Source organism: Myxococcota bacterium, from assembly GCA_039030075.1.
Taxonomy (GTDB): domain Bacteria; phylum Myxococcota_A; class UBA9160; order UBA9160; family SMWR01; genus JAHEJV01.
The window spans coordinates 157,528-183,375 of sequence record JBCCEW010000004.1 but is presented as its reverse complement, the minus strand read 5'-3'; the positions used below and the strand labels follow the sequence as shown (position 1 = coordinate 183,375).

Genomic DNA, 25,848 nt, shown 5'->3' with positions numbered 1-25,848 from the left:
CACCGACGGGGGATCCGCCTATCCTCCGGCCGCTGACCAAGCCGCGATGCACGGCAGGCAGTCGTGTCCATCGGGGGGTTCCAACCGGCGCGCAGCGAGTGGGTGAGCAGTGCAAGGCACTCCCCCACCCGACGCAAACCGAGAACGAGAGGAAAAGGAAACGTCATGGCAGCTCGCAAGAAGAAGACCAGTCGCAAGTCCGCACCGGCGGAGCTCATCATCTCCAAGGCCCGCACGAAGGCGGCCGTCAAGAAGTGCAACGTGGGCGGCGAGTTCTACGGTGCCCTCGACAAGGCCGTGCGCGGCCTGATCGCTGAGGCCGAGGCGCGTGCCGTCGGCAACAAGCGCAAGACGCTGAAGGCCGTCGACCTCTAGGCGACGCTTCACGTTCGAATCGACGGGCCCGCTGGCGTTTGCCGGCGGGCCCGTTTGCGTTCCCGAGCCCGGGCGCATCTCGCCCCGTCGACGCACCTCGGCCCATCGACGCGAAGCCCGGTTCGACGGGGGGCGGGTTCAGCCGCGCCCGATCGTGCCCAATACGGGTACGCGCAGACTCGACGCCTCGGTCGCGCCGACGTGCAGCGCGCGCGGCTCGGGCGTGCGGCGTTCCGCGCGCGCGTAGCGCCCGACCGAGGCACCGCTGATCAACACGCGCAGCCGTTCGCCCGAAGCGACGCGCACACCGACGGCACCCAGCGAAACCTCGACGCGTCCCTCGTCGCCTTCGAGTCCCACTCCCTCGGCCAACCAACGGCTCTCCCCGTTCGCGTCGACGGCGGCGAGACGCACGCACCACGGCGCTTCGGGATCTCGCGCCTCGACGAAGAGCGTGGCCTCGACCGGTCCGACCAGCACCCACGGCTCGGTGAGCGGCGGGCCGGTGAAGGTGAGCACGTCGCCGCGCTCCCCGACGCGATCGAGGCTCGCCGGACCGCACGGCTGGGAATACGAGACGCCTCCGCAGGCGGGCGGTGGCGCCGCGGGATCGTGCACGAAGTCGAAGTGCGTCGATTCCGCCGCCGGCTCCGTCTGCAACACCCCATCGCCCGCATCGCCCGCATCGCCCGCTTCTCCCGGGTCGGAGGCACCGAAACGGAGCGTGCGCGTCTCGGCAGCCGCCGGCGGCCAATCCGCGAACTCGCGCCAGCCCTCGCCGACCACGAAGACGCGCGCCGGAGCGGGTCGCGTCTCTGCAGCACCGACGACCCGCGCGACGAACGCGAGCAGGCTCTCGCCCACCACACCGAGGGGATCCGTCTTCCCCTCGCGATCGCGGCGGGCCAGTGCGGTCGGGCCCCAGGGGCCGAGGCAGACCCGCACCTCCTCTCCCTTGCCCGGGGACGGCTCTGCGAGCAGCGCTGGAAGGCTCGGGTCGAACCAGCCCGAGACGTAGAGGCGCGGGATCGTCGCCGCCGGCGCGGCGGGGGTGCGCGCGCGCCAGTAGTCGTCGGGTCGTGGGTGGTCGATCCACTCGCGGTAGGCCTCGAGCTCGCGCAGCGCGACCCGGTCGCAGGCCGTGTCGAATGCGCGGGCGGCGCGTTCCCAGTCGAGGGCATCGGGTTCGTGTCCGTTGCGGCCGTCGAGTCGCGCGGCGAGCGCGAGCGCGGCTTCCTGTTGCAGGACGCCGCCGGGGTAGAGCCAGGCGTAGGGATCGCGGGCTCCGAAGCCGGCGGCGATCCCCGCGATCGGCGTGCCGCGCTCGGTGGCCGCGGCACTCGCGGACCAGGCGGTCCAGGCCGAGTAGCCCAGGCCGAAGAGCACGGGAGGTCCGGCGAGGCTCGCCTCTCCGTCGAGCCACGCGAGGGTGGCGAGCGCATCGTCGGCTTCGTCTAGGAAGGGCCGGAACTTTCCCTCCGAGTCGCCGCGACCGCGACACTGCTGAAGCACGACCGTGCGGCCGTCTTCGGCGAGCCAGCGCGCGAGGGTCGCGACTGGATGGGCACCGACGCGCTCGCTGCGCACCAGCACCACCCCGCGCGCGGGGCTGCCTTTCGGGCGCAGGATCTCGGTGGCGAGTCGGGCGCCATCGGTCGCCGGAACCCAGACGCGGCTCGCCTCTACCTCGCAGCGCGCCGGGGGCAGTCCCTTCCAGCGGCGCACGATGCGTTCGGCGAGTTTCAAGGACGCGCGACCTCCGGGTCGAGATTGGCACCGACCCGGAACAGGCGCTCGAGCGTCACGCGGCGCAGCACTTCCCCGTCGGAGAGTCCGTGTTCGTTGGCCAGATGGGCGAGCCCCTCGGCCGCGAAGCGCGCGGCCTTGGCAATCGCCTGAGGGGTCGACTCGGCGTCGCCGAGCGAGAGGCGGTCGGCGACGGCCACGCGGTTCGCGAGCGCCACGAACGCGAAGAAGGCGCCGCGACGCTCGTCGTCTTCGAGGCTCGCCAGGGCTTCGAAGAGGCGATCGCCGACGCCACCGACGCGCGGCAGCTGAGGCAGCCACACCGGCAGCCGCCAGGCCTCCACGTCGAAGGGTTCGGCGATCGGGGGCAGGTCATTGCGCTGGGCCGGCGGCAGGAAGCGGTAGATCCGCATGGCGTCGTCCCAGCTCGGGAAGCCCAGGTCTTCGAGCCGGCCCGTCCGCCAGCGCAGCGCCCATTCCTCGGTGTCGGACTTGAGTTCCCAGAGCAGGCTCTGCATCAAACGGAAGTAGCTCCAGTAGGCGCCTTCGAAGAGCGTCCGCAGGAGTGTCGTGACGTCGGCGAGGTCGTCGTCGTCGTGGCGGGCCCAGTAGTGGAAGGCGCCTTCGAGGGTCTGAGCACCCTCGGGCGGCGACCATCCCTCGGCGTCGTCGGGCTTCTGTACGACGCCGATGCGGTGCGCGAGCGTCAGGTGCAGCACCTCGGCGTCGAGGGACTCGAGGTTGCGCAAGGCCACGGCCGTGGGGATCCGCGCGATCGCCCCGAGCCAGCCGTCGACCGAGGCGACGTCCAGCTCGGTGCCGTTCCAGGCGTCGAGGTCGACGGCGGCCACGGTCTGATCCGGTGTTGCGTGCTCCAGCAGCCAGCCCGCGTCGGCGAGCCCGATGGCCTTCACCGTGAAGCAGAGCTCCGCCGGCGGCAGCGCCGGGACGAGCTTCTCGGGCTCCGCGACCATGCCGAGCAGCAGGGCGCGATCCGCCAGAGGCGCTTCGCAGACGAGCGCGAGCTGAGCTTCGAGCGGCAGCTTCGCGAGCGCCTCTTCGGCGGCCGCTTTGTCGCGTCGCGCGAGTTGCAGCAGCTGGCGAGATGCCTGGTGCGTAACCGCGACCGGATCCATCGCTCGCGCAGCGTAGCAACGCGGCGGATTCCCGCTCCCGGCCCCGCCCCCGGGCCCGCGCGGCTGCGGCTATGCTCCCCGCGTGCTCGCCGTAGACGCGATCCGGACCTCCCTGGTGGACCACGAGCCGACCGTCCTGTCGGTCGACCAGGTCCGACACGCCGCCGTGGCGATGGTCCTGACCGAGGGCGAGGCGGGCGCCGAAGTGCTGTTCATCGAGCGGGCGCGACACGAAGGCGACCCGTGGTCGGGCCACATGGCGTTTCCCGGCGGTGGCGTCGAGGCGTCGGACCCGGGCGGGCAGGGCGCCGCCATGCGCGAGACCCACGAAGAGGTGGGGCTGCGCCTCGACGGGGCCGAGCTGCTCGGCCGACTCGACGACAAGCAGGGCAACCCGGTGCGGCACCCGGCCCTCGTGATCTCGGCCTACGTCTTTCACGTCGAGCAGCCCGGGCGACTCCAGATCAACCACGAAGTGCAGGAAGCCTTCTGGTTCCCGGTGCACGGCCTGCTCGATCCGGCGCGCCACGTGCAGTACGCCACCCATGGCGAGCTCGAGTTTCCCGGGATCCTGGTCGGGGAGCCCGATCGACACGTGGTCTGGGGGCTGACGTACAGCTTTCTCGAGTCATTCTTCCACGCGATCGCCTCGCCGCTCCCCGATCGCTGGACCGAGCAGATGCGCGCCTACTCGCGCGAGCTCGAAAGAGAGCGCTAGCGCTCGCCGCGCTCCTCGGGCGTGCCGGGACGATGCGCCCGGCAGGCCAGCACCGGCAGCGGTGGATAGCGGAGCAGGCGTGGGTCCACGTCGCTCTGGCGGCAGCGCCAGAACGCCTGGCCCTTCGCGCTGCGTTGGCGGATGGCGTGGGCGCACGCGGCGCAGAGGCCGACGCGCTCCGCATCCGAAGTGGTCACGGCGCCGGTGCGATCTCGAGGCCGGCGCCGCGGCCCTCATCGCGCAACGACACCAGCAGTCGTCCGCCCTTGCTCAGCCAACCGGGAACGCTCTCGGTCTCGCGCAGGGGTTCGCCGTCGAGCTGGACTTCGTCGGCGCAGGGGCAGCCCCGGAAGCGCACCTGGAGCGTCCGCGGTGTCTGGGGCTTTCCACTCCGACTGCCGAGGTCGAGGCGCAGCCGGCCGCCCACGTTCGCGAACAGGTGAATCGGGACGACCGAGCGGGACGCGGCGTCGAGATGCAGCCCGTCGTCCTCGACCCAATCGAAGGCGGAATCCGCACCCGGGAAGACCTCGAGGCGCGCGCCGCGATGTTCGTTCCAGGTGGGCAGCACGCTGCCCGCGCGCACGAAGAACGGAATCCGATCGAGCGGCGCCGCGATGCGCACACGCCGCGGTCCCCGGTACATCGCGTCGTCATGACCGTCGAACCAGGTGCCCGGCGGAAGCACGACTTCGCGCCAACGCGCACCGGCTGTCACGACCGGCGCGATCAGGAGCGACGGACCTAGCAGGAACTGGTCGTCGACGTCGCGCACGCTTTCTTCGGCGGGGAAGGCGTAGGCCATTGATCGCCAGACCGGCGTACCGCTCTCGCAGGCCTCGCGAACGCAGGCTTCGAGGTAGGGCAGCAGTCGCTGGCGCAGCCCCCAGGCACCGCGCACGATCTGTTGCAGTCGCGCGGTTCCCGACCCGCGCGGCTCCGCGCCCAGCCGCGTCCGGGCCAGGGGCTGCAGGGCTCCGAGCTGCACCCAACGCGCGTAGAGTTCGGGACCACAGCGTCCGCTCGCGCCGCCGATCTCGGCGCCACAGAGCGCCAGTCCCGACATCGAGAGTCCGAGGAGCTGGGGAACGACGCGCTCCAGGGTCGACCACGACGCCGGTCCGACCGGGAGCAGGGCACCGGCCAAGCGCTGGGCACCGACGCCACCGCGGCTCGTCAGCGTGAAGCCGCGCTGTTCGGGGCGCTCACTCTCCACGACCCAGCGCGCGGCACGCACCTGCTGATGCCCGACGAGGTCGGGCAGGGCATCGCCCGCGATGCGCACATCGGGCTGGGTCGGATCGGCGAAGCGCGGCACGCCCTGCGCTTGCCAGTCGTCGAGGGCGGCTTCGGTCCACAGGCCGTCGACGCCGGCGGTGAGGAGTCGGCGGTGATGCCGGGTCCACCACTGCTGGACATCGGAGCGGTTGAGGTCGGGCGCGACCGCGCGGCGCTGTCGCGAGCCACCGACGAAGGGCGCGCCGTCGTCGGCCAGGGCGAAGGCGTTCTCGGCCAGGCCTTCCCGATAGCGCGGGTCCATCGGGTCGACGGACAGGGTCGAGGGCAGCTCGGCGACCGCGTGGATGCCCCGGCGCGACAGCTGCGCGGCGATCTCTTCGGCGCGGGGCCATTCGCGTCTCGACCAGCGCGGCTTCTCGCCCAGCCGGATGTGGATCCCGGTCGGCGGGATCTCCGGCGAGTGCCGGCTCACCGCCCGGGCTTCCTTGGGCCCGCACACGAGCTGGGGGCCGAGGGCCCAGCGCGGAGGCAGGGGGCAGTGTCCGACCCGGTCGGCGAGCTGGGTGAGGACGTCGGCGGGGGTCGGGCCGGGCAGCAGCAAGAGGTCCAGGCCCGCGGAGGCGTGTAGCTCGAGGATGTCCGGGCGCTCGCTCCCGATGTCGAAGCGACACGGTGCGAACCCGTCGACCAGGAGCCCGCAGGCGTTCCCGCGATGGGGCTCGCCGCGCAGGATCCAGACGAAGGGCGTGGAGAAGCGCGGAGTCGACCCGGCGCCGCGCGTCCCGCCGGTCTCGACCCGGGTCCCTCGGAGGTTGCCCTTGGCGCCGGCGTCGGCCAGCCCGTATACCGCGTCGCCCGGACCGAGGTCGATCGCGAGTTGGGTCGCTCCCTGTTCCCAGCGCAAGTCTCCGAGCGAGAGCAGGGTGTCGCCGTGGCGATCCAGCAACCGCAGTCGGAACGGCTTCGCCTCGACTTCGACGCGCGATCGCAGCTGGGGAGAGGTGAGCGCAAAGCCGCCCGTCGGTGCTTCGCGAAGATTGGGACGCAGTGCGGGCCAGGCCGCTCGGTCGACGAACTGCTCGGGCCGGCGCGGCAGCGCAGCCGCGCCGAGGCGCAGGCGTACACAACCCTGTTGCGACCAGGCGAGTTCGCCCTCGCCTTCGCCCAGCGCCAGCCGGATCACCGAAAGCGCACCGCTCGTCGCTTGCGCGTCGTCCTCGGCGCGCGAAGCGGAGGCTCCCGCTCCCCCTGCCGCGGCGCGGCCCGGGGCGGCGTCGGAGATCAATTCGGACCGATAGCCACGCAGCGACGCCGCGTAGCGCTCCCCCATCATGGGTGGCAGTCTACAGCGCGTGATGTCCGGGCGCTGGAAGGGGCTCCTCGAAAGATTGGAGCGGGTGCTCGCGCTCGGGGAGCAGGCCCTCGCCGCCCGCCAGGGCCCCAGCTGGTCCGATCCGGCCGTTCGCGAGGCCATTGCCTTCCGCTGGGACGCCCGTCGCGGCGCCGGACGCCTGCGAGCGATCCGGAGCCCCCAGCTCTTCGACCTGGACGACCTGGTGGGGGTCGACGCCGCCCGCCAGCGCCTGGTCGACAACACCGAACAGTTTCTCTCCGGGCTGCCCTTCAACCACGTCCTGCTCCATGGGGAGCGCGGAACCGGGAAATCCTCGGCCGTGCGGGGGCTGCTCGCGCGCTACCACGGTCGCGGGCTGCGCGCCGTCGAGCTGCAGCGCGCCGACCTCGCGGATCTGCCGGACCTGCTCGAGGCGCTGGACGAAGCGCCCGGTCACTTCCTGGTCTTCTGCGACGACCTGTCCTTCGACGCCGAAGACCCGGGCTACCGCGAGCTGAAGGCCGCTCTCGAAGGCAGCCTGGCGGCGCCCCCGCCCCACGTCTGCATCGTGGCGACCAGCAATCGTCGCCACCTGATCCAGGAACGGGTCTCGGACAACCTCGGAGCCCGGCTCGATGAAGACGGCGATCTCCACGTCGGCGAGACCATCGACGAGCGGCTGGCCCTCTCGGACCGCTTCGGTCTGGTGATCGGCTTCTACCCGCTTCACCAGGACGCCTACCTGAACGTGGTGCGGCACTACGCCGATCGCGCCGAGCTCGACACGCCCTGGGAAGAGATCCGGGAGGAGGCGCTGCGCTGGTCCGTGCGCCGGGCGAGCCGATCCGGGCGCACGGCGCGCCAGTTCATCGACGATTTCGCGGGCCGCAAGGCCCTGGCCCGAGCGCGGGGAAGCGCGAAGGACGGCTCCTAGCGCTGGTGAGCCGCTGAGCCATCCGACATACTGCGTCCGAGAGTCCTTCGCGCTGTGGCCCGAACGAGCGGGACGCGCTGCGAGTGGACGGGGGAGGCATGGAGAGTCCAGCTATCGGTCTTTCCCTCGTGGGATTCCTGGCGATCTTCGCCCTGGTTCTCATGAACGCCTATTTCGTCGCGACCGAGTTCGCGTTGGTCGCCGTCCGCAACACCCAGATCGATCTCTGGGTGAAGGAGGGACGGAGCGGTGCGCGCGCGGCCGCCGCGGCCATCGATGACCTCGATGGGGCGATCGCGGCCACCCAGCTCGGCATCACGCTCGCGAGCATCGCCCTCGGGTTCGTCGGCGAACCCACTCTCGCGCGTTGGATCACCCCGCTGCTCGAGCTGGGCGGCATCGAGAGCGCCGCGACCATCCACACGATCGCGCTGGTGCTGTCCTTCTCGGTGATCACCTTCCTGCACGTGGTCGTCGGCGAGCTCGCTCCGAAGGCGATCGCGCTCGAGCACCCGGGCCGCGTGTCGATCCTCTTCGCCCAGCCCCTGCTGGTGTTTGCGCGTGTCTTCCGGCCGGTGCTCTGGCTGATGAACGGCGCGGGCAATGGCCTCGTGCGTCTATTGGGCGTGCAGCCCGCAGGTCATGCCACCTCGGTGCACTCGCCCGAGGAGCTCTCGATGCTGGTGTCCGAGTCGCGCGCCGCGGGGAAGATCCGGCCCTACGCGGGGCGCATTCTCGGCAACGTCTTCCGGCTGACCCGAACCCGCGTGAGTGACGTGATGGTGCCGCGCGAGAAGGTGCTCGCGATCGATCGAAACATCCCTTCCGAGGGGCTGCTCGATCTCGTGAAGGAGTCGGGATTCACGCGTATCCCCGTCTACGAAGGAACCCTCGACGACATCGTGGGCATCCTCCACACGAAGGACCTGTTCGCGATCTACGCCGACCGGAGGTTGGTGATCCTCGAGGACGCGATCCGGCCGGCGACCTTCATTCGCTCGGACCTTCCCGTGGTCGACGCCCTGCGCCAGTACCGGCGCGGGCGCCGGCACCTCGCGATCGTGCGCGACGGCGACGGGCCGGTGCTCGGCGTCTGCACCCTCGAAGACGTGCTCGAAGAGATCGTGGGTGAGATCGAGGACGAGCACGACGAGCCGACCCCGGCCGGCAGCGACTGAGGCATTTTCGGCCCGGCCGCCGGCCCGCCCCGAGGGGTAGTCCGGATTGGCTCTCGCGAGGCCGCGGTTCTAGACTGCCGACTTCACTTTCCCTCGCCTTCGGTCGACAGTCCCCCCGAGCGCTTTTGGTTTCCGGTCACCCCGCGGCCGGACGCAACCTGCGGGACTCTCGGAGGAATTCTGGTTGATGCGCGTCGCCTGCCGCCCGTCCCGGTGCGCTCTCCACGGTTTCGCCCGCAGCTTTTCGGCGATCTTCGCCCTGCTGCTTGCTGCGGCGTTGCCGGCCGGGGCGCTCCACGACGAGCCGCAGCCCGAGCCGCCGGTCGGTGCCGGCCCGGCGGCGATCGCGCCGGAGGCCTCGGGTGCAGCGCTCGCACCCGCACCCGGCGCGCCCGTGCCGGCCACGCCCGCGGACGCCGACGCGCTGGACGCCCAGGCCCAGGAAGAGGCACTCCTCGCAGAAGAAGATCCCTTCGAGGACGAGCTCTTCGGCGAAGCCGAGTTCGAGAGTGAGTTCGAGAGCGAGGCCGCGCTCCGCGATCCCTTCGAAGGTTTCAACCGCGGCATCTTCCGCTTCAACCGCGGCGTCGACTACGTGCTCCTCGATCCGATCACCCGCGGCTACCAGTGGTTGATTCCGCGAACCGGCCGTCGCGCGGTCCACCGCTTCTTCCTGAACCTCGACACGCCGGTCGTGCTGGCGAACCAGGTTCTCCAGGTGAAACCGGTCGATGCGGCGGGGACGGCGGCGCGCTTCGTCCTCAACACGACCGCCGGCTGTGCCGGGTTCCTCGACCCGGGTGCCGCGGCCGGCATCCCGCGCACGGACGCCGACTTCGGTCAGACCCTCGCGCGTTACGGCGCGCCCAGTGGTCCCTATCTGATGCTGCCGATCTTCGGACCCAGCACCGTGCGCGACGGTCTCGGCCAGGTCGTCGACGTCGTCGTCGACCCGGTGACCTATCTCCTCGGGCCCTTCCAGTGGTGGACGCTCGTGCTCGGCGGCGGGGAAGGGCTGGTCGTGCGCGAAGCCACGGTGGCGGACCTGGAAGCGCTCGAAGCCGGTTCGATCGACTTCTACTCGGCGCTGCGCAGCGCCTACCTGCAGAGCCGCGATGCGGCGGCGCGCGAGGCGCGCGGGGAAGGCGAGCCCGTCGACGTCGTCATGAGCTTCGGCGCGACGCCCGAAACCCTGCGCTGACTCAGCTGCCCTTGCCGGCCGCGAAGTTCGCGATCTTCTCGTCCAGCGCGACGAGCAGGGCGTCCAGATCTTCGCGCTTCACGATCGACATGAACTCGGAGCGACGCAGCGCGAGCTCGCTCACGGTTCCGTCGAGATAGACGTCGATCACCTTCCAGTGCCCGTCGACTTCGCGCAGGCGGTAGTCGAGCGCCACATCGTCGCCTTCCGGGTTCGCCAGGCGGGCCTTGACGATCTTCGTTCCCAGGCGGGCGTCTTCCTCGGAGACGCTGTGGAAGGACTGGCCCGAGTAGCCGTCGAAGCGTCCCGCGTAGTTCGCCACCATGAAGCGCGAGAACACGGCCAGGTAGCGTTCGCGGGCTTCGGGCGATGCGCTCTTCCAGTGCCGCCCCAGCGACTTCTTCGCCATGAAGTCCACGTCGAAGTAGGCCGGGATCACGGTGGACAGCTCTTCTTCGCGACCCGCGTAGCCCAGTCGGTCCGCGTTCTTCATGACCTCGAGCAACTCGGCATGCAGGCCGTCGATGCTCGCGGTGGGCCCGGCGCCGGGCACCGTGGAATCGGGCTTCGCCGGCGGCGGCTCTTCCGCGATCGCGGGGGTTCCCCAGCTGCAGAGCAGCAACAAGGCGAGCAGGCCGGCGGCAAAGAGGCTCGGGCGGTTCCGCGAGTCGACAGATCCGGAGCCGCGAGAGCCGGAATCGGATGAGGGCATGGCGTACCTCGGTGACGAAGGCGGAGACGCGCACCGAGGGAGGTACGCGGCGCGCCGCAATGTAGCGAAACCGCTGCTGCGGCTCCGACCGGCCGTGCCCGCGCGCGCAGGCGGGGAGGGCACGGCGAATTTGCTAAGCCCTCCGACGCCACAGCCCAGCGGTTGATTCGACAGCCCCGCGACTCCGGTCGAGGGCGCGAGGCACGAGGTGGCCGTGAGCGGTCAAGCGTCCGACTTCGAGACCCGTCTGGGCACCCTGCTGGCCCGCTGGGTGACCGGTGCGGCCAGCCGACCTGCGCTGGTCCTACTCGGCTTCGCGGCGTTGGTCGCCGTGTCCCTGTTCCTCGCAGCGACGCGACTGGGCATCGAGGGGTCCACCGAGGCGCTCTTCTCCCAGGACCTGGCCTTCAAGCAGATCGAGCGCGGCTACTACGACGCCTTCCCCGACCAGTTCGAGCCGATGTTCGTGGTCGTCGATGCGACCACGCCCGAACGGGCGGGAGTGGCGGCCCAGGCGCTGGCCGAACACTTGTCCGCGGAGCCCGCGCTCTTCCCGATGGTGTTCCTGCCGGGGGGCGGCAGCTTCTTCGAGCGCCAGGCCTTCCTCTATCTGGATACCGACGCCCTCGAAGAACTCTCGGACCAACTGGCCCAGGCCCAGCCCTATCTGGCCGAGCTGTCCCGTGACGGGTCGCTGCGCGGATTCGCGTCGATCCTGGCGCGCGGTGCACGCGCCACTCGCGAGGGAGACTTCACCGGAGATCAGCTTGGCGCGATCTACGACCGCTTCACCGCAGCGCTCGAGGCATCGGCGGAAGGCCGTCCCTACACCCTCTCGTGGACCGAGGTGGTGGCGGCCCGCGAGTTCGAGGAGGACCCGCGCCGGCGCGTGATCCTGGTGCAGCCGACGCTGGATACCAACGACCTCCAGCCCGCCGCCGCGGCGATCGCGAGCGTGCGAGCGTCGGTGGAGGCGCTGGGTCTCGAGGCGAAGGGCGACGTACGCGTTCGCATCACGGGCGACGTGGCCCTGTCCTTCGAGGAACTCGAGGTCGTCCAGGCACAAGCGGCGGCTGCCGGGTTGGCTTCGTTCGTGTTGGTCGGCGTGATCCTGGCCGCGGGGCTGCGCTCGCTGCGGCTCGTGCTGTCGACCCTGCTCACCCTCATGGTCGGGCTCGTGCTGACCGCCGGCCTCACGACGCTCACCGTCGGCCGCTTCAACATGATCTCGGTCGCGTTCGCCGTCCTCTTCATCGGACTCGGCGTCGACTTCGCGATCCACTTCTGTGTTCGCTACCGCGAGCGTCTGGGCTTCGGCGAGAGTCACGAGGGCGCCCTCGACGCCACGGTGCGCGACGTGGGAAGCTCGCTGGCGCTCTGCGCCTTCACCACGGCGATCGGCTTCTTCGCCTTCGCGCCGACGCCCTTCGTCGGGGTGGCCGAGCTCGGCATCATCTCGGGTGGCGGGATGCTCGTGAGCTTCTTCTGCACGCTCACGCTGCTGCCGGCGCTGCTGAGCCTGCCGCCGAAGCCCCGCGCACGCAGTGGGCTGTCCGCACCGGTCTGGACCGGCAAGCTGATCGAGATCCCGGTGCGTTTCCCGCGCGCGGTGCGCGGGCTGGCCCTGGTGCTCGCTCTGGGGGCGGCCTTCTTGCTGCCCCAGGCGCGCTTCGACAACAACACGCTGAACGTGCGCGACCCGGGCAGCGAGTCGGTCCAGGCGCTCCGCGATCTGCTCGAAGACAGCGCGACGTCGCCCTGGAGTCTGAACGTCGTCGCCGACGACGTGGAGGACGCGGAACGCGTGGCCGAGCGGCTGCGTGCACTTCCCGAAGTCGAGCGGGTGGTCACGCTCGGCGACTTCGTACCGGACGAACAGGACGAGAAGCTTTCGATCATCGAAGACCTGACGCTCTTCCTCGAACCGCTGGATCCCGAGCCGGGTCCCGACGCGACGAGCGAGGAGCGTCGCGAAGCGCTCGTTCACCTGGCCGACGAGGCCGGAAAGCTCGCGCGCGACGCACCGGACACGCCCTTCGGACGCAGCGCGAGCCGGCTCGTCGAGGCGCTCGGCACGTATCTCGCTCAGCTGCCGACGGGGCCGGAAGCGGACCGTCAGCTCGATGGCCTCGAAGAGAGCCTGCTCGGGACCCTGCCCGAACAGCTACGGCTCCTCGAGGCGGCGCTCGGCGCGCGTCCGATCGCGCTCGACGATCTTCCCGAGGAGTTGGTCGCCCAGATGCAGGCGGCGGATGGGCGCGCCCGCGTCCAGATCTTCCCGCGGCGCGACGTCTCTCAGCAGGCCGAGCTGGCCGCCTTCCTCGACGCGGTCCGCGCTGTCGAACCGCGCGCCGCCGGCCCGGCGAACGAGATGGTCGAGAGCGCCCGCACGGTGGTCGGCGCGCTACAGCAAGCGCTGTTGCTGGCCACCCTCGCCGTCACCCTCGTGATGCTCTTCCTCTGGAGACGCTGGACCGACACCGCGCTCGTGTTGCTGCCGCTCGCCTTGGCATCGGCGCTCACCGTTGCGGCGGCCGTGCTCCTCGACATCCCGTTCAACTTCGCGGACGTGATCGTGCTGCCACTGCTGCTCGGCATCGGCGTCGACAGCGGCATCCACCTGGTGCATCGGGCGCGCAGCTCCGGCGACGTGCGCAACCTGTTGGGCACGAGTACCGCGCGCGCCGTCGGCTACAGCGCGATGACGACGATCGCGAGCTTCGGCACGATGGGCTTCGCATCCCACCTGGGTCTCGCAACACTCGGGCAGCTGCTCACCCTCGGCGTGGCGATGACGCTCTTTTGCAACCTGATCGTGTTGCCGGCGCTGATCCAGTGGCGCTGGCTGCCGGATGCCGCTTCGGTCAGCCGCTGAGCACGAAGTCGGAGACGGCTTCTCCGAACCCGTCCGGGTTGTCGGTCATGACCGAATGGCCCGCCTGGCCCACGACGGCGAGCCGCCCGTTCTGCAGGACGTCGTCGACCATGCGATCGGCGATCTCCGGCGAGAGGATGTCCGAGGCCGCGCCACGCACGACGAGGGTCGGACACGGCAATGCCCCGAGCGCATCCCACTGTCGTTTCTGCAGCACCGCTTCGGCGGCCTCGGCGTCGGCTTCGCTGCCGCGGCCGGCGGTGAGTCCGCGCCACGCGGGGTCCATCACGAGTTCGTAGCGCCCATCGTCGCGTTGCCGGACCCCGTGCTCGGCCATGCGGCGCAGCGCCGTCGGTGTCGCAGCGGGGTAGGAGATCGAGAGAGCGCGCGCGTACTCGTCGACGCTCTCGAAGGTGGGCGTCATGTTGTCCTCGACGTCCTGACGAATCCGCATGCTGCCGCGCGCATCGACCTCGGGCCCGATGTCGACGATCACGAGCCCGGCGACGCGCTCGGGATGTCGGCCGGCGAACAGCGTGGCGACGCGTCCGCCCAGGGAATGGGCCACTAGCACCATGCGCTCGATCCCGAGCGCCGCCGTGACTGCCTCGACGTCGTCGACGAGGTGATCGAGGTCGTAGATCCCATCGCTCGCCCAGCCCGACTGGCCGTGCCCGCGGTGATCCAAGGCGACGACCCGGTAGTAGGGCGCGACGAGCGGCGCGAAGTCGTCCCAGATGTGGGCTTCGTTTCCGAAGCCGTGGAGCAAGAGCATCGGGACGCCCTCTTGGCTCCACTCGAGGAGACGCAGTTCGAGGCCGCCGGCCCCTTTCACGCGAACGTCGGTGGGTTCCATGCCGCCATCTTACCCCGTCCGACGGGTGCTACGTTCGCCCCGTGAGCGCACCGGAAGCCGTTCTTCGCGCCCTCGACGCCGGCATGGACGCCGCGATCGACGAACTCGTCGCGCTGTCACGGATCCCCAGCGTCTCCGCGGCCGGCTTCGACCCGGCCGAGGTCGAGAAGAGTGCCGACGCCGTCGCCGACCTCTTGCGTCGCACCGGTCTCGAGAACGTCGAGGTGCTGCGACTCGGCGATGCCCACCCCTACGTCGTGGGCGACTGGCTCCACGCCGGACCCGAAGCGCCGACCGCGCTCGTCTACGCCCACCACGACGTCCAGCCGCCGGGCCGCGAGCCCCACTGGCAGAGCCCGCCCTTCGAGCCCACGCGCCGCGACGACGGACGACTCTACGGGCGCGGTGTCGTCGACGACAAAGCCGGTGTCGTGCTCCACGTCGCGGCACTGCGCGCCTGGTTCGAAGCCGAAGGCCGCCTGCCCGTGAACCTCAAGTTCGTCGTCGAAGGCGAAGAGGAGATCGGGTCGGAACACCTGGCCGAGTTCCTGCGCGCGCACCGCGAACGTCTCGATTGCGACGTACTGCTCTTGTCGGACACGGCGAACCTGGCGACGGGCGTGCCGTCGTTGACGACGAGTCTGCGCGGCATCGTCCAGGTCGACGTCACCGTGCGGGCGCTCGACCATCCCATTCACAGCGGCATGTGGGGTGGGCCCGTGCCCGACGCAGCCACCGCGATGGCCGTGCTGCTGGCCCGTCTGGTCGACGCAGATGGGGCGATCCAGGTGCCTGGCCTACTCGACGACGTCCCCGAGCTCGACGCCGAGGAGCGCCGCGAACTCGCTGCACTCCCCTTCGACGCCGACGCATTTCGGCGCGACGCGGGTATGACCGCCGCCTCGCGCTTCGCCGGCGAGGGCGACCGCAGCGTGTACGAGCGGCTGTGGCATCGGCCCGCGCTGGCCGTCACCGCACTCGAGGGCATGCCGCTGGCGACCGCCGCGAATCAGCTAATGGCCGAGGCGAAGGCGCGGATCGGGGTTCGCGTCGCTCCCGGTCAGGACGCCGATCGGGTGGCGCGTTGCGTGGCCGACTTCGTGTGCGCGGACCCGCCGGTCGGGGTCGACGTGATCACCGAGGTGCCGGCGGCGGTGCCGGGTTGGAAGACGCGCGCCGAAGGCCCCGCCTTCGACGCCGCGAAGCGCGCACTCGAGCGGGGGTACGGCTGCGCCGCCACGGTGATCGGCTGCGGCGGGACGATTCCCTTCGTGGGACCCTTCGTCGACGTGTTGGGCGGTGTGCCCGCACTGCTGCTCGGCTTGGAAGACCCGCCCTGCAACGCCCACGGCGAGAACGAGAGTCTCGACCTCGCCGACTTCCGGCGCGCCGCGCACAGCTCGGCGCACCTGCTCCAAGAGCTGCGCAGCGCCCTCGCCAAAGGCACCTAGCGAGGCGTTGTGGCCCGGCCTGAGGGCCCCAAGCCCCGCCGGGCCCGCTATCCTCGCGCCCCCCGGAGGAGCCAGCCATGCCGTCGATCGAGACCACGCCCGCCCTCGTCGAAAGCGTCTATCGGACGCTCGCCAAGAACGTCGAGACGGCGCGCGACCGCAAGGACCGCCCGCTGACCTACGCCGAGAAGGTCTTCCTCGGCCACCTCGCCGATCCCGAGGGCGAGGACCTCGACCCGGGCCAGAGCTACGTCGGTCTGCGCCCCGATCGCGTGGCGATGCAGGATGCCACCGCCCAGATGGCGGTCTTGCAGTTCATGCTCGCCGGCAAGGACGAGACTGCCGTCCCCTCCACGGTGCACTGCGACCACCTGATCCAAGCCTACGTCGGTGCCGCCCAGGACATGGAGACGGCGAGGACGACGAACCAGGAGGTCTACGACTTCCTGAAGGGCGCCTCCGCGCGCTACGGCATCGGCTTCTGGGGACCGGGCGCGGGGATCATCCACCAGGTCGTGCTCGAGCAGTACGCCTTCCCCGGCGGCATGATGATCGGCACCGACTCGCACACGCCGAATGCGGGCGGCCTCGGCATGTTTGCGTGTGGCGTCGGCGGTGCCGACGCCGTCGACGTGATGGCCGGCTTCCCGTGGGAGGTGCTCTACCCGAAGCTCGTCGGCGTGCGTCTGACCGGCAGCCTCAGCGGTTGGGCCGCGCCGAAGGATGTGATCCTCAAGGTATGCGAGATCCTCACCGTGAAGGGCGGCACCAACCGGGTCATCGAGTACTTCGGGCCGGGCACCGCTTCGATCAGCTGCACCGGCAAGGGGACGATCACGAACATGGGTGCCGAGCTCGGCGCCACCACGTCGATCTTCCCCTATGACGAGCGCATGGCGACCTACCTGAAGGCGACCGGTCGCGAGGAGATCGCCGACCTGGCGAACCGACACGCTGAGCTGCTGCGCGCGGATCCGGAGATCGAAGCCGATCCCGGGCGCTTCTTCGACGAGGTGGTCGAGATCGACCTCTCGACCCTCGAGCCCCACATCGTCGGGCCCCACACGCCGGATCTCGCGCGTCCGGTTTCCCAGATGGCGGCCGACGTCCGCTCGAACGGGTATCCGCCGGCGCTCACCTCGGCCCTGATCGGCAGCTGCACCAACTCCTCCTACGAGGATCTCGAACGCGCCGCGGACGTGGCGCGACAGGCGCGCGAGGCCGGCGCGAAGGCGAAGACGAAGCTGTGGGTGACGCCCGGCTCTGAACAGATCCACCTGACCATCCAGCGTGACGGTCAGATGGAGGACTTCGACGAGATCGGCGGACTCGTGCTCGCGAATGCCTGCGGCCCCTGCATCGGTCAGTGGAAGCGCGACGACATCGCCGAGGGCGAAGAGAACTCGATCATCAACTCGTACAACCGCAACTTCAAGAAGCGCAACGACGGCAACACCGGCACGTCGTCCTTCATCGCGAGCCCAGAGATCGTGGTGGCCTACGCCCTGGCGGGCACCCTCGAGTTCAACCCGCTCACCGACGAGATCGACTACGAGGGCACGAAGTACACCCTCGAGCCGCCGGCTCCTGCCCCCGAGATTCCGCGCGACGGCTTCGTATCGAGCCGTGCCGGCTACGCCGATCCGCCGGCGGGAGGTGCACCGGACGTGTCGGTGAGCCCGACCTCCGAACGCCTCCAGCTCCTCGAGCCGTTCGCGGCGTGGGACGGCCAGGACATCCAGGGCGTTCCGCTCCTGCTCAAGGCGAAGGGGAAGTGCACGACCGACCACATCTCGCCAGCTGGGAAGTGGCTCAAGTTCCGGGGCCACCTCGAGAACATCAGCGACAACATGTTCTCCGGCGCGATCAATGCCTTCACCGACGAAGCGGGCCTCGGCAAGAATCCGCTCACCGGCGATGGCGGCAAGACCTTCGCGGAGATCGCGAAGCACATTCGTGGCGCGGGCAGTCGCTGGATCGCGGTGGGCGACGAGAACTACGGCGAAGGGTCGAGCCGCGAGCACGCGGCGATGTCGCCGCGCCTGCTCGGGGCCGCCGCCGTGCTGGTGCGCAGCTTCGCGCGCATCGCCGAGACGAATCTCAAGAAGCAGGGCGTCCTGCCGCTCACCTTCGCGAACGCCGCCGACTACGAGAAGGTGCAGGAAGGCGATCGCCTCAGCGTAAAGGGTCTCGCGGCCCTGGCCCCGGGCCAGCCCGTGACCGTCGTGCTGCACCACGCCGACGGCAGCGAAGACGAGTTCGCGGCCGACCACACGCTGAACGAAGAGCAGATCGAGTGGTTCCAGGCGGGCTCGGCCCTGAATCTGCTGCGCAGCCAATAGCCGCCACTTCGCGAGCTCCCAGTCGCATGACGCCCCGCACGCTGGTGATCGTGAACCCGCAGAGCGGGCAGGGATCCGGTGCGGGGCGCTGGCGTCGTCTGGAGGCGCCGCTGCGCGAGCGGCTCGGTGCACTCGACGTCGCCTGGACCGAAGGCCCGGGTGACGCCGGACGTCTGGCCCGCGAGGCCGTGCAGGCGGGCATCGAGCGACTCGTCGTGGCCGGCGGCGACGGCACGCTCGGTGAGGTCGCGAGCGGCTTGCTCGCTGCGGACCTCGGTGGACGCACCGAGATCGGCGTGCTCCCGCTGGGAACCGGCTGCGACTTTGCGCGCAGCCTCGGGGTGCCCACGGATCCCGAAGCGGCGATCGAGACCCTGGTCACGGGAAGTGCACGCCGGTTCGACGCCGGGCACCTCACCTACACCGATGCCGACGGAGCGACACGTGTCACCCACTTCGTCAACGAGGTGAGCTTCGGCGTGAGTGCGCTGACCGTGGAGCTCGCGCGGCAGGCCGCTGCGCTCGGGGGCCGGCTCGCATTCGCCCTCGGCACCGTGCGCGCGCTGCTCCAGTTCCGCGCCGACCGCATCGCGTTGACGGTCGACGGCGAGAAGGTCTTCGACGGTCCGACGGTGCTGCTCGTCGTCGCGGGCGGCGGCTACTTCGGCGGCGGCATGCCGATGGCTCCCGAGTCGCGCCTCGACGACGGCCAGTTCGATCTCGTGCACGTGGCGCCGTTGCCGCTGCCCGTGCTGCTCTTTCGGCTGCGCAAGCTCTTCGTCGGAACCCACCTCAGCGACCCGATCGTCTCGAGCTGGCGGGGACGCGAGATCGCGATCGAGTCCGACGCCGCGGTGCGACTCGAGGCCGACGGCGAGCCGCTCGGGCTGGCGCCGGCGCGTGTGCGGATCCTGCCCGACGCGCTGGCCTGGATCGGCCCGAAGGGGTGAGCGACTTCTTCGCCGAGATCCGGACGGCCTGCGCGCGTGTGCGGGAGCGTGCGCGCCACGTGCGCGTCGATGCCGACGCCTTCGCGCGGTGGATCGACGAGGAGGCCGTCGCGCCGCCGACGCCGAGCCAGGATCCCGCGCACCGCGCCTTCCCCGACGCGGACACGACCCTCGCCTACGTCATCACGATGGACGCGATCAACTTCGGCTCGGGCTGGTTTCCCCATCTGCGGAAGCGCCCGGGGAAGTCGGGTTACCTGAGCCTCTCGGCCCGCCTCTACGAACACTTCGAAGCCGCCGGCGCCTGGAGCGCCGCCGACCTCCGCACGCTCGACGTCGCGCGCTGCAACCGGATCTTCGAGCAGGAAGGCGTCGCCGAAGTGCAGCCCCTGATGGAGCTCTTCGCGCGTGCCCTCCACGATCTGGGGAGCTGGCTCGAGACGCACCACGCCGGATCGTTTCGTCGGGCGGTCGAGGCGGCAGGCGGGCGCGCATCGACGCTGGCTGCCGACCTGGCCCAGATGCCCTTCTACCGGGACGTCGCGAGCTACGACGACTTCGCCGTTCCGCTCTACAAGCGCGCCCAGATCACGGCCTCGGACCTCGCGGCGGCCTTCGAGGGGAAGGGGCTCGGCGCCTTCGACGACCTCGATGCGCTCACGATCTTCGCCGACAACCTCGTGCCCCATGTGCTGCGCTGCTCGGGCGTGCTCGTCTACGACGAAGCGCTGGCGTCGCGGATTGCCGCCGAGGAGCAGCTCGAGGTGGGCTCGCCGGAAGAGGTCGAGATCCGCGCGGTCGCCCTGGACGTCGTCGAGTCGGCGGTGGCAGAGCTGCGTGCGCGCGGTGTAACGCTCACGGCCCAGCAGCTCGACACCGCGCTGTGGAATCGCGGGCAGCGGCCCGAGATCAAGGCCCACCCCCGGCATCGAGCACGCTCCTACTACTATTGAGACGATTCACGGGGAGTACCCAATGGGAGAGCCCGGTCGATGCCGGCACAGCGGAGCGTGATCGACGGAACCCTGATCGTGATGGTGGTGCTGCTCGCCGCCCTCGCGGCGCTCGCCTACGCGCAGGGCGGGCGCGATCTCCTCGTGTCCGGGCTCGGCGAGGGCGGTCAGCTGTTGCTGCGCTTCGGCTTGGTGATCGCCGTTTCCTTCTTCGCCGCCGGCCTGGTCAGCCAGTTGATTCCCGCCGACTGGGTAAGGGAGCAGCTCGGTGCCGACTCGGGGGCGCGCGGCCTCGTCATCGCGATGGGCGCCGGCATGGTGACGCCCGCCGGCCCGTTCGTGTCGATGCCGATCGCGGCGGTCATGCTGCGCAGTGGCGCCGGGGCCGGTCCCGTCGTCGCGTTCCTGGCGGCGTGGTCGCTGCTCGCCGTCCACCGTCTGCTGGCCTGGGAGGTGCCGATCCTCGGCTGGCGCTTCGCGCTGCTTCGCTACGCCACCTGCCTGGCGCTGCCCTTCGTGGCGGGTCTGGTGGCCCGGGCGCTCACGCGTCCGTAGGCGGGAGCACCGCGTCTTCGGGCAGGATCTCCGGCGGGGCGGGCGCCTCGAGCTCCTCCGGATCCTTCGGCAGGCAGTCCCCGATGGCATCGGCCAACGCGAGCCGCAGCTCGTCGTCGAGGTAGGGCGCGCGCAGTTCACTGCGTGCGCGCGCACGAATCGTCTCGAGCGGGAGGTCGGCCGGAAGCTGCAACACGAGCTGGGCTACCCGCTCACCGATGCGCACCAGCGCTGGGCGCAGCGCGGCGTCCAGGTCGGGGAGTGCCGGCGGGACGTACTCCGCGTCCTTCACCGCGCGCCACTGCACGCGCTTCGCCGCGTCGATCTGCGCCTGGAACAACGCGTGCAGGGCCGGCGTCGCCGGCGCCTCCTTCTCCTCGCGTTCGGCCGCCGCCTCCAAGTCGGCGATGGCGCGGTCGATGACGTACACCTCCCGCTCGGGCACCTCGAGCGCGACGCCGTCGCGACGCTTGACCACGCCAACGAGGGGCATCAGCGTCAAGCGTTCGTCGATGGCGCCAAGCAGCGCGCCCAGCGGGTCGGCCGTCGCGGCGGCTTCCGAGCCGAGCCACTCCTGCCGGAGGCGCGCGAGCGTGCCGTCGGCCTCGCGTGCGAGCAGCCAGGCGTCGAGTTCGCGGACGAGTTCGGCGCGGGCCGGATGCACCCACCAGGCCTTGCGGTCCGCCGACAGCGGTCCGAGTTGCCGGACGGGCACGCCGACCGCGGCCTTCCAGTGCGTTGCCTCGACGCTGTCGGTGACCACTGCGTGCACGCGCTCCTCCTGGAGCAGGGGCAGCACCGCGTGGTTGTCCGGGACGGCGACCAGGTGGGCGCGCGGAAAGCGGGCCCGGGCGACACGCTCGAGATGGCCGCCCGCGTTCACGGCGATCCGGATCTGGGGGCGGTCGAGATCGGGCAGGCCGCGGAAGCGCTCGGGGGGCCGCGCCAACACGACGGGCGACGTCTCGGCGACCGGCACCGTGAAGCGCCCCGCGACCGATCGCTCCGGGCGCATCGTGATCCCCGAGGCGACGATGTCGAACTTCCCGTCCTCGAAGGCGGCCATCAGCTTCGGCCAGCGGAAGGGCACCCAGATCACCGGGCGGCCGGTGTCCTCGGCCCAGGCTTCGATCAAGGCGATGTCGAACCCGCGCAGGGGAGCTTCCCCCTCGGCGGCCACGCTGAAGGGCTGGTAGTCGCCGCTGGTGCCGACCCGCACCGCGCCCGCCGGTAGCGGATCGCCTGGCTCCGCGACGGAGCCGACGGCTGCCGCCAGGAACAGGGAGAGGGCCGCGAGCGGCGGCCAGCGGCGCGGGAAGGAAGCTCGCAAGCCCGCACGCTAGCGAAGCGCGGCCCGAATTGACCCACCTGGGGCGATCCCCTAACCTGCGGCTCCTCCTGCGTTTCTGGCGTTCCGCCAGGTCGCTGCGGAACCCCCGCATCCCCGACGGTGTCCCCTCCCGGGCCCAGTCCCCCCGTCGGCCAGGCCGGGAATCCCGGTTCCGCCCCCGCAGGACCGAATCCCCTTCGAAAGGAGGCGCCGCCATGCTGTCGATCGAAGAGCTCGAAGAAGGATCCCTCGTGGTCCACAAGAACACGGGCCTCCGCTACACCGTCGTCGACATCAGCGACGAGGAAGTGCTGCTTTCGCCCCAGTCCGACTCGACCATGCAGGACCTGATGGTCCCGATGGAGCTATTCCGGGCCGAATTCGTCGACGGCGATCGCTACAGCGCGCCGCGCTCGCGCGGCGGCCGCGGCCGTGGGCGCCGCACCGCCCAGCAGCGCACCGTGCCCTCGGGGCCGAAGGTGCGGGGCCGCGTGAAGAAGCTCGTGCCCGACCGGGGCTTCGGCTTCGTGCGCGGTGACGACGGGAAGGAAGTCTTCTTCCACCGGTCCGGGCTCGGCACGAACGACTACGACTCCCTCTCCGAGGGCGACGTCGTGGAGTACGTCGTGCAGGAAGGGCCGCGGGGTCCGCGGGCCGAGAACGTGCGGGCGGTCGGGGCCGACGGAGCCGCCGCCTCCTAGCAGCTTGCCGAAGAACCCTGGGCCGAGCCACGCGAGCGGGTTCCGGTTGCCTTGGAGGCGCCGAAGCGAAGCCGTAGTGTCGCTACAGCGAGTTTCGGGAACGAAGAAGGCGGCCGGCAGACGCGGCGTGGCGACGGGAATGGGTTTTTCAGCATCCTGCTAGCTCCCCGGGCCGCTACGCGTAGCGGTGAACGATCGGGAGCCTGCGTCCGGTACCGAACGCCTTCGTCGAGGTGCGAATCACCAGCGGCGTCTGGCGGCGCTTGTACTCGTTGCGATCGAGTCGCGTGACCACCTGTTCCACGAGCTGCTCGCTCGCGCCAGGCGGGGGTTCGATCGCGCTCGCGCCGAGCCGGCCCTCGATGGCCTGCATCAGGATCGCATCGAGGACGTCGTAGTCGGGCAGGTCGTCGGTGTCGAGCTGGTCGGGGGCGAGTTCGGCCGACGGCGGCTTGTCGATCGTGCGCCGGGGAATGCGCTCGCCGTGGGCGTTCGCGAGCCGCGCCAGGGCGTAGACGTCGCGCTTGTAGACGTCGCCCAGGACGGCGAGGCCGCCGACGGTATCGCCGTAGAGCGTGCAGTAGCCGACCGAGAGCTCGCTCTTGTTGCCGGTGGCGAGCACCAGGCGCCCCTCGGCGTTCGAGATCGCCATCAGGAGCGCGCCGCGGATGCGGCTCTGGATGTTCTGCTGCGCGAGTCCGTAGTCGTCCCTCGAGCCGAAGAGTTCCCCGAAGAGTTCGAGGTAGGCGCGGAACACCTTCTCGATGTCGACCACCTGGGTCTTGATCCCGAGGTTCTGGCCCAGGGCGACCGCGTCCTCGATGCTGTGGTCCGAGGAGAACGGGCTCGGCATGGCGATGCCGAGTACGCGGTCCGGGCCGAGAGCGCGGGCCGCGAGGTGCGCCGTGACCGCCGAGTCGATGCCGCCCGAGAGTCCGATCACCGCGCCGGGCGGCAGCCCCTGCTTGCCGAAGTAGTCGCGAATGCCGAGGACGAGGCCGGCTTCGAGCTGCTCGACCCGGTCCATCCCCTCGATCTCCTCCGGGCGTTTCCCGAGCCCGGGAGCGGGGAGGTCGACGACGCTGAAGGCCGGCTCGAACAGGGGCAGGGCGCCGTGGATACGCCCCTGGCCGTCGGCGATGAAGGAGCCGCCGTCGAAGACGAGCTCGTCGTTGCCCCCGACCTGGTTCACGAACACCACCGGCGTAGCGTGGCGCTCGGCGAGTCGCGCGATCATCGCGCGCCGCTCGCCGGCCTTGCCAACGTGCCAGGGCGAACAGGACGGATTGATGATGAGGTGGGCGCCCGCCTTCGCGAGCTCGCCGGCCGGGTCGATCGAGTAGCCCAGGGGTTCGACCCAGACGTCCTCGCAGACGGTCAAGCCGAGCGCCGTCTCGCCGTCGCCGAAGGGCACCGGGGTCCGTCGCCGGGCGGGCGCGAAGTAGCGGCGCTCGTCGAAGACGTCGTAGGTCGGCAGATGGGTCTTGGCCCGCGTGGCCATCCGCTTGCCGCCGGCCAGGAAGACCGCCGCGTTGTGCCACGCCCCGCGCTCGGACGGCAGCACCGCCCCGAGCACGATCGCCACCTTCTGCGACACGGTCTCGAGCTTCGCCAGCTCCTGGAGCTGGTCGCGCACGAAGCCGTCGCGCTCCAGCAGGTCCATCGGCGGGTAGCCGGTGAGCACCATCTCGGGCAGCACGAGCAGATCGGCGCGCTCGGACGCAGCGCGCTCGGCCGCTTCCTCGACGAGCCGCCGGTTGCCGTCGAGGTCGCCGACGGTGGGGTTGACCTGTGCGAGGGCGATCCTCATGGAACGAAGATCGCGGCGCCCCGCGAGAGCGTCAAGACGAGGGCGGGGGCGCCGGCGCCTGCACCGTCACCCGATTCTCGACCCGCTCGACGCCGAGCGTCTTCGCCGCGACCTCTTCGGCACGCGTGCGCTGGGCCTCCTTCGGGACGCTTCCCTCGAGGGTCACGACGCGATCCCGGACCCGGGCGCTGATCGCGAGCTTCTCGAGGCTCGCGTCCTCGAGCAGCGCCTGCTGGATCGCGCGGAAGAGGTAGGCGTCGTCGGCCGCCTCGGCGACGGCGACCTCGGCGTTGGACAGGCGCTCCTGGGCCTCGCGCAGCCACTCCTGGGCCTCGGCGAGTTCTTCCTGGGCCGTCGCGAGTTCGCCGACCTCCCGTTCGACGGCCTTCTGCGCCAACTCGACGTCGCGCTGGATGCGCTCGACCTTCTCGTTGGCCTCGAGGATCTTCTCTTCGGAGCTCTTCTCGGCGCACGCCGTTCCCAGCGCGAGCACGCACGCGAGAGAGAGGAGGCCGAGTCGTCGGGGGGTTGCGGGGGTCATGAGGTCTTCGCTCCTGCGGGTTGGGGGAGATGGACATCGGTCTGCGGGTAGGGGATCGAGCACCCCGCCGCCTCGAGCTGTTCCTTGAACGCTCGAGTGAGATCGAAGCGCAGGTCCCAGTAGTCGTCCGCGTTGCACCAGGGGCGCACGACGAAGTTCACCGACGAGTCGGCGAGTTCGGACACGGCGACCACGGGCTCCGGGTCGGCCAGGACCCGACCGTCCGCGTTCAGGACGCGCAGGATCGTATCGCGCGCGACGCTCAGATCGTCGTCGTAGCTGACGCCCACCACCATGTCGTTGCGGCGCGTATCGTAGGCCGAGTAGTTGGTGATGGTGTCGTTGTAGATCGTGCTGTTGGGGATGATGATCCTCACGTTGTCCGGTGTGTTCAGCACGGTGGTGAAGATGCCGATCTGGGCGACGCTGCCCTTGACGCCGGACGCCTCGACGAAGTCGCCGTTCTTGAAGGGACGGAAGACCAGCAGCATCACGCCGGCGGAGAAGTTGGACAGCGTTCCCTGGAGAGCCAGGCCGATCGCGAGACCGGCGGCGCCGAGCACCGCCACGAGCGACGTCGTCTCGATGCCGAACAGGCCGAGCACCGCGATGATGACGACGGCGAGGGCGAGGTAGTAGACGATCCCCGAGATGAACGGGACCAGGGTCGGGTCGGTTTCGGCACGCTCGAGCGCGCGGGTCGCACCGTTCCGCAGGGCCCCGGCGACGATGCGTCCGATCACCAGAACCGCGATGGCCCCGATGACCTGGAGTCCCCAGGTCGAGACCAGCTCGATCAGGCGCTCGAGGGTCTGACGAATCGTCGCCTCGTCCATGCTGATGTCCACGTGCCCACTCCTCTCGTGTCCCGGCGCTCGGATCCGCCGCCCGGATGCGCCGGGCACATCCGCT

General features: G+C 70.6%; 22 protein-coding genes. 12 read left to right on the top strand and 10 right to left on the bottom strand.

Annotation, left to right across the window (positions count from 1 at the left end):
- Positions 1-165 precede the first annotated feature (165 nt).
- Positions 166-375 (top strand): hypothetical protein, encoded by a 210-nt coding sequence (locus tag AAF430_06005; protein MEM7409766.1) that lies wholly within the window; start codon positions 166-168, stop codon positions 373-375.
- A 138-nt stretch (positions 376-513) separates the two neighbouring features.
- On the opposite strand, the gene AAF430_06000 is transcribed toward AAF430_06005, so the two are convergent.
- Positions 514-2,121, bottom strand: a complete 1,608-nt coding sequence (locus AAF430_06000) for a CocE/NonD family hydrolase (GenBank protein MEM7409765.1) — start codon at positions 2,119-2,121, stop codon at positions 514-516.
- Positions 2,118-3,257 (bottom strand): DUF6178 family protein, encoded by a 1,140-nt coding sequence (locus tag AAF430_05995; GenBank protein MEM7409764.1) that lies wholly within the window; start codon positions 3,255-3,257, stop codon positions 2,118-2,120. Before AAF430_05995 ends, AAF430_06000 begins: the two co-directional genes overlap by 4 nt.
- A gap of 82 nt (positions 3,258-3,339) precedes the next feature.
- Here AAF430_05995 and AAF430_05990 point away from each other — a divergent pair, with 82 nt between their 5' ends.
- Positions 3,340-3,975, top strand: a complete 636-nt coding sequence (locus AAF430_05990; protein MEM7409763.1) for a CoA pyrophosphatase — start codon at positions 3,340-3,342, stop codon at positions 3,973-3,975.
- Here the strand turns inward: AAF430_05990 and AAF430_05985 are convergent.
- Together AAF430_05985 and AAF430_05980 are read right to left on the bottom strand one after the other, a co-directional pair.
- Positions 3,972-4,172 (bottom strand): hypothetical protein, encoded by a 201-nt coding sequence (locus tag AAF430_05985; GenBank protein MEM7409762.1) that lies wholly within the window; start codon positions 4,170-4,172, stop codon positions 3,972-3,974. The two genes, AAF430_05990 and AAF430_05985, sit on opposite strands and share 4 nt — an antisense overlap.
- Entirely contained in the window at positions 4,169-6,547 is a 2,379-nt protein-coding gene (locus tag AAF430_05980) for a TIM-barrel domain-containing protein (protein ID MEM7409761.1), read from the bottom strand. Before AAF430_05980 ends, AAF430_05985 begins: the two co-directional genes overlap by 4 nt.
- Here AAF430_05980 and AAF430_05975 point away from each other — a divergent pair.
- The 3 genes from AAF430_05975 to AAF430_05965 all read left to right on the top strand — a co-directional run bounded on the left by AAF430_05975 (position 6,546) and on the right by AAF430_05965 (position 9,860).
- Positions 6,546-7,481: an ATP-binding protein gene (locus AAF430_05975; protein MEM7409760.1), complete on the top strand. Its 936-nt coding sequence runs from the start codon at positions 6,546-6,548 to the stop codon at positions 7,479-7,481. The two genes, AAF430_05980 and AAF430_05975, sit on opposite strands and share 2 nt — an antisense overlap.
- 98 nt (positions 7,482-7,579) lie before the next feature.
- Positions 7,580-8,659: a hemolysin family protein gene (locus AAF430_05970; GenBank protein MEM7409759.1), complete on the top strand. Its 1,080-nt coding sequence runs from the start codon at positions 7,580-7,582 to the stop codon at positions 8,657-8,659.
- A 187-nt stretch (positions 8,660-8,846) separates the two neighbouring features.
- Complete coding sequence (locus AAF430_05965; protein MEM7409758.1) at positions 8,847-9,860, top strand: VacJ family lipoprotein; 1,014 nt, start codon at positions 8,847-8,849, stop codon at positions 9,858-9,860.
- 1 nt (position 9,861) lies between these two features.
- Here the strand turns inward: AAF430_05965 and AAF430_05960 are convergent, their stop codons facing one another.
- On the bottom strand, positions 9,862-10,572 hold the full coding sequence (locus tag AAF430_05960) for an ABC transporter substrate-binding protein (protein ID MEM7409757.1): 711 nt from the start codon (positions 10,570-10,572) through the stop codon (positions 9,862-9,864).
- A gap of 214 nt (positions 10,573-10,786) precedes the next feature.
- Here AAF430_05960 and AAF430_05955 point away from each other — a divergent pair, with 214 nt between their 5' ends.
- Positions 10,787-13,447: an MMPL family transporter gene (locus AAF430_05955; protein ID MEM7409756.1), complete on the top strand. Its 2,661-nt coding sequence runs from the start codon at positions 10,787-10,789 to the stop codon at positions 13,445-13,447.
- On the opposite strand, the gene AAF430_05950 is transcribed toward AAF430_05955, so the two are convergent.
- The gene (locus tag AAF430_05950) at positions 13,437-14,303 is read right to left on the bottom strand and encodes an alpha/beta hydrolase (GenBank protein MEM7409755.1); all 867 of its coding nucleotides are present in this window, start codon (positions 14,301-14,303) and stop codon (positions 13,437-13,439) included. The genes AAF430_05955 and AAF430_05950 overlap by 11 nt on opposite strands.
- 41 nt (positions 14,304-14,344) lie before the next feature.
- Between AAF430_05950 and AAF430_05945 the strand changes: the two genes are divergently transcribed.
- The 5 genes from AAF430_05945 to AAF430_05925 all read left to right on the top strand — a co-directional run bounded on the left by AAF430_05945 (position 14,345) and on the right by AAF430_05925 (position 20,554).
- A complete protein-coding gene (locus AAF430_05945) occupies positions 14,345-15,754 on the top strand; it encodes a M20/M25/M40 family metallo-hydrolase (protein MEM7409754.1) in 1,410 nt (469 codons plus the stop codon).
- Between the two features lie 77 nt (positions 15,755-15,831).
- Positions 15,832-18,096 (top strand): aconitate hydratase, encoded by a 2,265-nt coding sequence (locus AAF430_05940; GenBank protein MEM7409753.1) that lies wholly within the window; start codon positions 15,832-15,834, stop codon positions 18,094-18,096.
- A gap of 26 nt (positions 18,097-18,122) precedes the next feature.
- Positions 18,123-19,046, top strand: a complete 924-nt coding sequence (locus AAF430_05935) for a diacylglycerol kinase family protein (GenBank protein MEM7409752.1) — start codon at positions 18,123-18,125, stop codon at positions 19,044-19,046.
- Positions 19,043-19,999, top strand: coding sequence for a queuosine salvage family protein (locus tag AAF430_05930; protein ID MEM7409751.1), 957 nt, complete (start codon positions 19,043-19,045; stop codon positions 19,997-19,999). Before AAF430_05935 ends, AAF430_05930 begins: the two co-directional genes overlap by 4 nt.
- 39 nt (positions 20,000-20,038) lie before the next feature.
- The gene (locus AAF430_05925; GenBank protein MEM7409750.1) at positions 20,039-20,554 is read left to right on the top strand and encodes a permease; all 516 of its coding nucleotides are present in this window, start codon (positions 20,039-20,041) and stop codon (positions 20,552-20,554) included.
- Here AAF430_05925 and AAF430_05920 read toward each other — a convergent pair.
- The gene (locus tag AAF430_05920) at positions 20,541-21,884 is read right to left on the bottom strand and encodes a transporter substrate-binding domain-containing protein (GenBank protein MEM7409749.1); all 1,344 of its coding nucleotides are present in this window, start codon (positions 21,882-21,884) and stop codon (positions 20,541-20,543) included. The genes AAF430_05925 and AAF430_05920 overlap by 14 nt on opposite strands.
- A 215-nt stretch (positions 21,885-22,099) precedes the next feature.
- Here AAF430_05920 and AAF430_05915 point away from each other — a divergent pair, with 215 nt between their 5' ends.
- Complete coding sequence (locus AAF430_05915) at positions 22,100-22,585, top strand: cold shock domain-containing protein (GenBank protein MEM7409748.1); 486 nt, start codon at positions 22,100-22,102, stop codon at positions 22,583-22,585.
- Positions 22,586-22,760: 175 nt separating this feature from the next.
- On the opposite strand, the gene AAF430_05910 is transcribed toward AAF430_05915, so the two are convergent.
- The 3 genes from AAF430_05910 to AAF430_05900 are packed head-to-tail and all read right to left on the bottom strand — an operon-like array spanning position 22,761 to position 25,784.
- Positions 22,761-24,395 carry an NAD+ synthase gene (locus AAF430_05910; GenBank protein MEM7409747.1) on the bottom strand — a complete coding sequence of 545 codons (1,635 nt, stop codon included), beginning with the start codon at positions 24,393-24,395 and terminating at the stop codon, positions 22,761-22,763.
- Positions 24,396-24,426: 31 nt separating this feature from the next.
- A complete protein-coding gene (locus AAF430_05905; GenBank protein MEM7409746.1) occupies positions 24,427-24,936 on the bottom strand; it encodes a BON domain-containing protein in 510 nt (169 codons plus the stop codon).
- Positions 24,933-25,784 carry a mechanosensitive ion channel domain-containing protein gene (locus AAF430_05900; GenBank protein ID MEM7409745.1) on the bottom strand — a complete coding sequence of 284 codons (852 nt, stop codon included), beginning with the start codon at positions 25,782-25,784 and terminating at the stop codon, positions 24,933-24,935. Before AAF430_05900 ends, AAF430_05905 begins: the two co-directional genes overlap by 4 nt.
- Positions 25,785-25,848 lie beyond the last annotated feature (64 nt).

Bases quoted from the DNA above. Each gene is read 5' to 3' on its own strand.
- AAF430_06005 (MEM7409766.1), top strand. From the start codon at position 166: ATGGCAGCTCGCAAGAAGAAGACCAGTCGCAAGTCCGCACCGGCGGAG.
- AAF430_05970 (MEM7409759.1), top strand. From the start codon at position 7,580: ATGGAGAGTCCAGCTATCGGTCTTTCCCTCGTGGGATTCCTGGCGATC.
- AAF430_05910 (MEM7409747.1), bottom strand. From the start codon at position 24,395: ATGAGGATCGCCCTCGCACAGGTCAACCCCACCGTCGGCGACCTCGAC.
- AAF430_05950 (MEM7409755.1), bottom strand. From the start codon at position 14,303: ATGGAACCCACCGACGTTCGCGTGAAAGGGGCCGGCGGCCTCGAACTG.
- AAF430_05980 (MEM7409761.1), bottom strand. From the start codon at position 6,547: ATGATGGGGGAGCGCTACGCGGCGTCGCTGCGTGGCTATCGGTCCGAA.
- AAF430_05940 (MEM7409753.1), top strand. From the start codon at position 15,832: ATGCCGTCGATCGAGACCACGCCCGCCCTCGTCGAAAGCGTCTATCGG.
- AAF430_05960 (MEM7409757.1), bottom strand. From the start codon at position 10,572: ATGCCCTCATCCGATTCCGGCTCTCGCGGCTCCGGATCTGTCGACTCG.
- AAF430_05975 (MEM7409760.1), top strand. From the start codon at position 6,546: ATGGGTGGCAGTCTACAGCGCGTGATGTCCGGGCGCTGGAAGGGGCTC.
- AAF430_05905 (MEM7409746.1), bottom strand. From the start codon at position 24,936: ATGACCCCCGCAACCCCCCGACGACTCGGCCTCCTCTCTCTCGCGTGC.
- AAF430_05995 (MEM7409764.1), bottom strand. From the start codon at position 3,257: ATGGATCCGGTCGCGGTTACGCACCAGGCATCTCGCCAGCTGCTGCAA.
- AAF430_05935 (MEM7409752.1), top strand. From the start codon at position 18,123: ATGACGCCCCGCACGCTGGTGATCGTGAACCCGCAGAGCGGGCAGGGA.
- AAF430_05965 (MEM7409758.1), top strand. From the start codon at position 8,847: ATGCGCGTCGCCTGCCGCCCGTCCCGGTGCGCTCTCCACGGTTTCGCC.
- AAF430_05925 (MEM7409750.1), top strand. From the start codon at position 20,039: ATGCCGGCACAGCGGAGCGTGATCGACGGAACCCTGATCGTGATGGTG.
- AAF430_05915 (MEM7409748.1), top strand. From the start codon at position 22,100: ATGCTGTCGATCGAAGAGCTCGAAGAAGGATCCCTCGTGGTCCACAAG.